Consider the following 5,671-nt stretch of genomic DNA (forward strand, 5'->3'; position numbering starts at 1 on the left):
CCGACGAATACACGCTGATGTGTCAACGGCTGGATGACGGCACGTTGAGCCTGTACCACGTCACCGGTGACAGCCTGGATTTGTCGATTGTCGGTGAAGTGATTGATGACAGCTATTTTGTGTGGGCGGTTGCAGGCAAAGGGTTTCGCACTGGCGTGACGGAACTCATCAAACGGGTGAAAGGCGCAGGGTTCAAGTCAGTAACGTGTGCCACGGCCAAGCCTGGCATTCGCCGGATGTACCGTTACTTCCGCGACCTGAAACTGACCGAAACCGAGCAACTGAACAACGGGTGCTTGTGCACCTGGCATGAGTTGGAGGTGTAAATGGGAAGCAGGTCGAAAAAGTCATCCAATACCACCAACGTCAACGGCACCAACGGGATTGACGGCGATAACCTTGGCGTCGCCATTTCCGGTGTTAACGGCTCGAACATCAACGTCAACATGACCGACCACGGCGCGATTGCGCGGGCGTCGGAAATGGGCGAGCTGGCGATTACCGCCAACACCCAGATGGCACGGGATGCGCTCGACAGTAACACCGATGTGTCGAAGGCAGCGCTGCGGATGGGGAGCGAAACCGTTGACCGGGCATTGGATTTCGGCTCGGAGGCGTTGAGCTTCGGTAACGATGCGATGGACCAGGCGTTTGCCTTCGGCGAATCGGCACTGGACTACAACAGCCAGGTGTCGATGCAGGCCATCAATGATGTGAGCAATGCGCACCATGAAAACCTGCAAATGATCGCGGGGCTGGCCGGAAACCAGGCATCACAGAACAGTGAAAATCTGGCGGCGCTGAAAGACCTAGCAGCCATGAACAGCGACGGCGGACAGGTGGCGACCACCAAGCAGATGACCATCATGGTCGGCCTGGTGTTCTTCTTCCTTGCCATGATGACCATCTTCAAGAAGGGCAAATAATGTTTCATCAAATCATGCAGCCCCGCCAGCGCCAGCAGTTTCAGGCGGTCGGCGAGTTCCTGTATATCGAAGCCTGTCCCGATGCGGTGCAGATTTCCACCGAGCGTGGCGATTACCGCTTAAAGCAGGGCGCGCAGATTATCGACCCGCGCCTGACCGGTCGTGTCACGGTGGAGAACATGGGCGAGGCGGGCACCGTCATTATCGTGTGCGGCTATGGGCGCTATATCCCGCCGTCTGACGGCCAGCAAGTCGCCGTCACGCAAATGCCGACAGTGACCCTGTCACCGAACCAGCAGGTCAATATCGGTCTGTTGCCGAAGGTGGCATTGGTTGACGGCCAACCCGTCGTTATCAGCAAGCTGCCGAAGGTACAACTGGACGCAGACCAGGCGGTAACGGTGGCGCAGCTACCGGCCATCGAGTTGGCTGCCGGTCAAAAGCTGGCGGTGTCCAGCCTGCCGGAAATCACCCTGGCACCGGAGCAGGCGGTGCGGGTATCCAGTGACAAGCCATTGGAAACCGCGCCGGTTGTCGCGGCCTCACTGGCGGGCAGCCTGCTGACCATTGCCACCGGTACGGCGCAGCAGGCGGCGAACCCATTACGTTGTCACGTTTTACTGAAAGCCAGCCCAGCCAATACCCAGCCGGTCACACTGGCTGACGGCTGGGAGCTGGCCGCCGGTGAGCAACTGAAACTTGAAACCACCGCCGCGCTGGCGTTTGCCGGTGCCGACGGTGACACCATTCAGATTATCGAGGTGCTTCGATGACAGGAAAGACACTGCGCGAGTTGCTGCCCGCAGGCAGCCCCCGCAACAAGATTGAGTTTCTGGCCGACGAACTGCAACACGGCCTTGAGCTGCTCGGCCAGCTGGGCAAAGCCCGCATGACCAATTACGTGAAAAATCCGGCGTTCCTCGACAGTGCCAGCAACAAGGCACAGGAAACCAAGTTCACCGGCGTCTACCTGCCAGGCTCACGTGTCGGCAGTCCCAACCAGAACGCGGGCACCTTTGCTGATGGCTGGCACTTCGAGCAGAGCGGCACGCCGTTAGACCAGGCGATAAACACCGCGTTCGGGGTTCACCGCAACCTGCATTTCGCGCCGTTCTTAGCGTCGGTGCCGTTCAAAGCCCATGACATCTGGGTGGCGGCCAAAAACTGCAAGGGCACCATTTACCAGCAGTTGAACCTGCCAAAAACAGACAGCTACTACAAGGCGCACGCCATTTTTGCCGCAGTGGACGGCATGACGGTGACGCTCGGTTTCCGCAGTGCTGACACCTCCACCATGGGCGGAATGCGCAGTGATACCAGCCTGGTCACAACGGGCGGCATGTATGGACCGGCACCAAGCACCGGCTACAACGTGAAAGTGTTGGAATCGGACGTTTTCAGGCATCACGGCTCTGACCAGCGCGATACGTTTGTGTGCCTTGAAATCATGTCCAACCCTGGCGAAATGAACAGCCTGATGCTGCTGGGGATGCAGGTGATTGAAGTGGACAAAGACGGCAAGCCAGTCGAAAACGGGATCATCAACATGGACTCGGACGGTTACGGCCATCTGCGTTTCAACGAGCTGATTGAGTTTGTCTGTAATGACACCGCCGTGGCCGGAAACCGCTTTACCTTCAAACCGAAAAAGCCCGGTTCGCCATTGCATTGCCCGCAGGGTATCCATCAGCACGCGACCTACACCAATTTGTATTTCTGGGGCGGCGTCAATGGTGTGACCGACGGGGATGTAGACTCAACCGGCAAACTGGATGACGGTATCACCGTGGCAGATTTTAACGGTGACGCCGTCACAATTGAGCTATCACAGGCCAATGCGGATTTAGTGCGCAACTGCGGCGGGATGCAGGTTTACCTTCGCTACACCCAAACGCCGATGCGACGGGGGCTGTACACATGAAAATCGCCGTGTTTGCAGGAGCCACGCTGGGCGCTGCGGCATGGCTGATTTACCGCGGGCTTTCCCAACCGCCCGCCGTTACCAACATTCCCAACCAGGGCAACACAAATACCGATGCCGGAGCCATCAACACCGGCACGGATTCAGGTTTGTCATGGACAGGCATTATTGAAGGAGCTACAGACGTGATTGATACCAGTCAGCCACGCGGTATCCGCAACAAAAATCCGCTGAACATCGAGTACAGCACCCGCAACAAATGGCGCGGCCAGGTCGGCAGCGACGGACGGTTTTCCATTTTCGAGCATGACAAGTGGGGATTCCGAGCTGCCGCCCGTATCTTGCGCAGCTACCAGAAACGCGGCATCAACACGATTCACAGCATCGTCCACACGTTCGCGCCGAGCCACGAAAACAACAGCAACCATTACGCCAACATGGTCGCCAAGTGGACGGGCTACGGCAAAAATGACCGGCTGGACATGAACGACGACCACACAGCCACCGAAATCATCAAGGCTATGGCACAGATGGAAGTCGGTAAAAAGTACAGCTATCACAAAGTCATGGAAGGAGTCGCACTGGCATGACCAAGAAAAGCATCGCCATTCAAATCGGCATCAGCGTTGCGGGCATGGTCGCAGGCGCATACACCATCAAGTTTTTGCGTAAACAGGGATTACTATGATCAATCTGAAGGAAACCAGCACCAAAACCGGCTTGCTGCTGCTGGGTAGCGTGGCCGCCGGACTCATCACCGGCAACAGCGAGTTAGTCCAGGTGACTATCGGTGAGAACGGCGCGCAAATTGGCGGCCTGATTCCGACCATCGCGGCGGCACTGATTGGCCTGTTCGACACGGTTCGCAAAGAGCAAGGCTAGGGGGCTTGTATGGGAGAGCTCATCAAGCTGTTTGCAGAGTTGGGGGTGACGCCTCCAACTCTTATCATGTGTTATCTGCTGTTTCGCGCCGTCAAAGCCCATGAATCAGTGTTGGGCGAATTAAAGGAAATGCTGCAATTGCATGAGAAGCGGATCATGAAATTGGAATGGCGTGTGACGCCAAATCAAGAGCCATAAAAAAGCCCCTCCGCCAAGGGGGGGCTATGAGAAAACCAAGCAACAGAAGTTACACGGTATCCCAAAAAATAATCGCTATGTACTGCATGCTTCTTAAAATTAGCACAACATCTTAAGTTATTCCTGCAACTCAGTCGCCTATGATAACTGTCTCTTATGATTAAAAAATTCCTATATGGAATAGCAGTTGGCTGCTAACATCAAATTAACGGAACAACTGCAAGGATGCCAAATGCTAATCAAACTAGACACCATATCAACGAATCCTAAACAGTTAGTCACAAAGGCAAAACGACTTGATGGTAGCGGGGTCTCGCTTAACGAACTCATGCCGCCAAGATTTATTCAAATGCATTCCAAGTTTGCCAGTCTAGATATTTTGATGGAAGCCAGTGGCTTTAACGTCAAAACTCCAGCAGACTTCAAGGCCATTCCCGCCCGAGAGTGGAATCAGTTTATTGCCCTCAATACCAATTTTGAATCGTGGCAGGACATGCTCTCTGAAGCGGGGCGGCTCTATATTCACAAACAGCTGTTCACATAGTGATATAGCGTGAGGGGTTATCTTGGGTTTTCAGTCAGATTTTGAAGCGTACTTCTCACCGGAGTTCATTCAATCTTGCTCTAGATTCAGCGACTTTCCATCGCTTATTGAAGGATCAGGCTACATCTTGGATGACTGCCGGTTCTCATTCGAAGCGTGGGATTTATACATACAGGTGAACACGGATTATGACTCCTGGGATGATTTTAAGATTGCAGCAGTAGAACATTGGTGCAGGCTTAAGGACAGCACAGAAGCAGAACGACTGTTCGCAGCCGATTTCAAATGATAAAGCCCGCAATAGCGGGCTTTCTTATATTCATAAGGTTAGGGTGACGCTGAACGGGTCGCACGTTTAGCCTGGGCTTTCCTGACGGCTTTTTTCTTATCCTTTGTTACCGTTTGCTGTTGGGGCTGTGTCATGCGGCGGCCGCCACGAAACGGCAACGGCGTGACCACGTTAGAGCGTACCGGCACATAATCCAACTCATACATACGCTTAAGGGCATGATACTCATCAAACCGCAGCGCCCACGAATCCAACTCTTTGGGACTGAACACGCGACCTTCAGGGGTGATGATAATGCAGCGTTCCTCATCAACCCGAAATCCCGTCCAGCGGGTATCGTCCGGCAGGTAGCCACGGGCACGGATAAGCAGCAGTTTTTCCGCCATCGGATTCACGTCGATTTTGCCTGACAGCCAACGTTTGACAGTGACAGGCCGAACATGAAACCACGCGGCGGCTTGCTCGATAGAATCAAAATGTCGCCAAAACAGCTTCACAAACGATTCATGCAGCATGATGAACCTCTCAAATTTAAATCGTTCTTCTAAGTTTTTTTCTATTAATAACTAGGGGTTCAATCGGTGGGTGCTATCAAAACGCCGATTTACAGCAAGAAATGACAACAGCCGCAAAACATCCTTGTTATTGAGCGCAGGAATCTACCGAGTGCGCGCCACAAGAAAAACCCTGAGATATTCATTTAAATAACTGTTTCCAAAGACTTTTTATCGACCAAAAGCAACGGTATCGGTACTGACACATTAAATGTTAAAAACAGACACCCCAGTGCGCATTATGACCGTGTTATGGTAAATAACAGATAAGTCATGAAACCGTTCAAGTCGCTATATTCATGCCGTTACTATGCAAATCCTTGTGTAACAAGGAATGCAAAAAGTGACACCATGTCC

Annotated in this window: 8 protein-coding genes and 1 pseudogene; 8 read left to right on the top strand and 1 reads right to left on the bottom strand. The window is 53.4% G+C overall.

Annotated elements, in window-relative coordinates; genetic code table 11:
- The 8 genes and pseudogenes from C9I92_RS25510 to C9I92_RS24880 all read left to right on the top strand — a co-directional run.
- A pseudogene (locus C9I92_RS25510) lies at window positions 1–326 on the top strand (hypothetical protein); the annotation flags it as partial.
- A complete protein-coding gene (locus C9I92_RS24850) occupies window positions 327–926 on the top strand; it encodes a hypothetical protein (RefSeq protein ID WP_047887922.1) in 600 nt (199 codons plus the stop codon). It abuts the pseudogene before it with no gap.
- Window positions 926–1,699 carry a hypothetical protein gene (locus tag C9I92_RS24855; RefSeq protein ID WP_249037528.1) on the top strand — a complete coding sequence of 258 codons (774 nt, stop codon included), beginning with the start codon at window positions 926–928 and terminating at the stop codon, window positions 1,697–1,699. The genes C9I92_RS24850 and C9I92_RS24855 overlap by 1 nt, the downstream gene beginning before the upstream one ends.
- Entirely contained in the window at window positions 1,696–2,847 is a 1,152-nt protein-coding gene (locus C9I92_RS24860) for a hypothetical protein (protein ID WP_107193940.1), read from the top strand. Before C9I92_RS24855 ends, C9I92_RS24860 begins: the two co-directional genes overlap by 4 nt.
- Window positions 2,844–3,437 (top strand): hypothetical protein, encoded by a 594-nt coding sequence (locus C9I92_RS24865; protein ID WP_053061911.1) that lies wholly within the window; start codon window positions 2,844–2,846, stop codon window positions 3,435–3,437. The genes C9I92_RS24860 and C9I92_RS24865 overlap by 4 nt, the downstream gene beginning before the upstream one ends.
- Before the next feature lie 94 nt (window positions 3,438–3,531).
- Window positions 3,532–3,729: a hypothetical protein gene (locus tag C9I92_RS24870; RefSeq protein WP_047886634.1), complete on the top strand. Its 198-nt coding sequence runs from the start codon at window positions 3,532–3,534 to the stop codon at window positions 3,727–3,729.
- 9 nt (window positions 3,730–3,738) lie between these two features.
- On the top strand, window positions 3,739–3,927 hold the full coding sequence (locus C9I92_RS24875) for a hypothetical protein (RefSeq protein ID WP_047886635.1): 189 nt from the start codon (window positions 3,739–3,741) through the stop codon (window positions 3,925–3,927).
- Window positions 3,928–4,159: 232 nt separating this feature from the next.
- Window positions 4,160–4,471, top strand: a complete 312-nt coding sequence (locus tag C9I92_RS24880) for a hypothetical protein (protein WP_047886636.1) — start codon at window positions 4,160–4,162, stop codon at window positions 4,469–4,471.
- Window positions 4,472–4,798: 327 nt separating this feature from the next.
- Here C9I92_RS24880 and C9I92_RS24885 read toward each other — a convergent pair whose 3' ends face one another.
- Entirely contained in the window at window positions 4,799–5,275 is a 477-nt protein-coding gene (locus tag C9I92_RS24885) for a phage protein (protein WP_047886637.1), read from the bottom strand.
- Between the last annotated feature and the right edge of the window lie 396 nt (window positions 5,276–5,671).

Source organism: Photobacterium ganghwense (assembly GCF_003025595.1).
GTDB classification, from domain to species: domain Bacteria; phylum Pseudomonadota; class Gammaproteobacteria; order Enterobacterales; family Vibrionaceae; genus Photobacterium; species Photobacterium ganghwense.

Coding starts and splice junctions, on each gene's coding strand:
- C9I92_RS24850 (WP_047887922.1), top strand. CDS start 327: ATGGGAAGCAGGTCGAAAAAGTCATCCAATACCACCAACGTCAACGGC.
- C9I92_RS24865 (WP_053061911.1), top strand. CDS start 2,844: ATGAAAATCGCCGTGTTTGCAGGAGCCACGCTGGGCGCTGCGGCATGG.
- C9I92_RS24875 (WP_047886635.1), top strand. CDS start 3,739: ATGGGAGAGCTCATCAAGCTGTTTGCAGAGTTGGGGGTGACGCCTCCA.
- C9I92_RS24880 (WP_047886636.1), top strand. CDS start 4,160: ATGCTAATCAAACTAGACACCATATCAACGAATCCTAAACAGTTAGTC.
- C9I92_RS24870 (WP_047886634.1), top strand. CDS start 3,532: ATGATCAATCTGAAGGAAACCAGCACCAAAACCGGCTTGCTGCTGCTG.
- C9I92_RS24860 (WP_107193940.1), top strand. CDS start 1,696: ATGACAGGAAAGACACTGCGCGAGTTGCTGCCCGCAGGCAGCCCCCGC.
- C9I92_RS24885 (WP_047886637.1), bottom strand. CDS start 5,275: ATGCTGCATGAATCGTTTGTGAAGCTGTTTTGGCGACATTTTGATTCT.
- C9I92_RS24855 (WP_249037528.1), top strand. CDS start 926: ATGTTTCATCAAATCATGCAGCCCCGCCAGCGCCAGCAGTTTCAGGCG.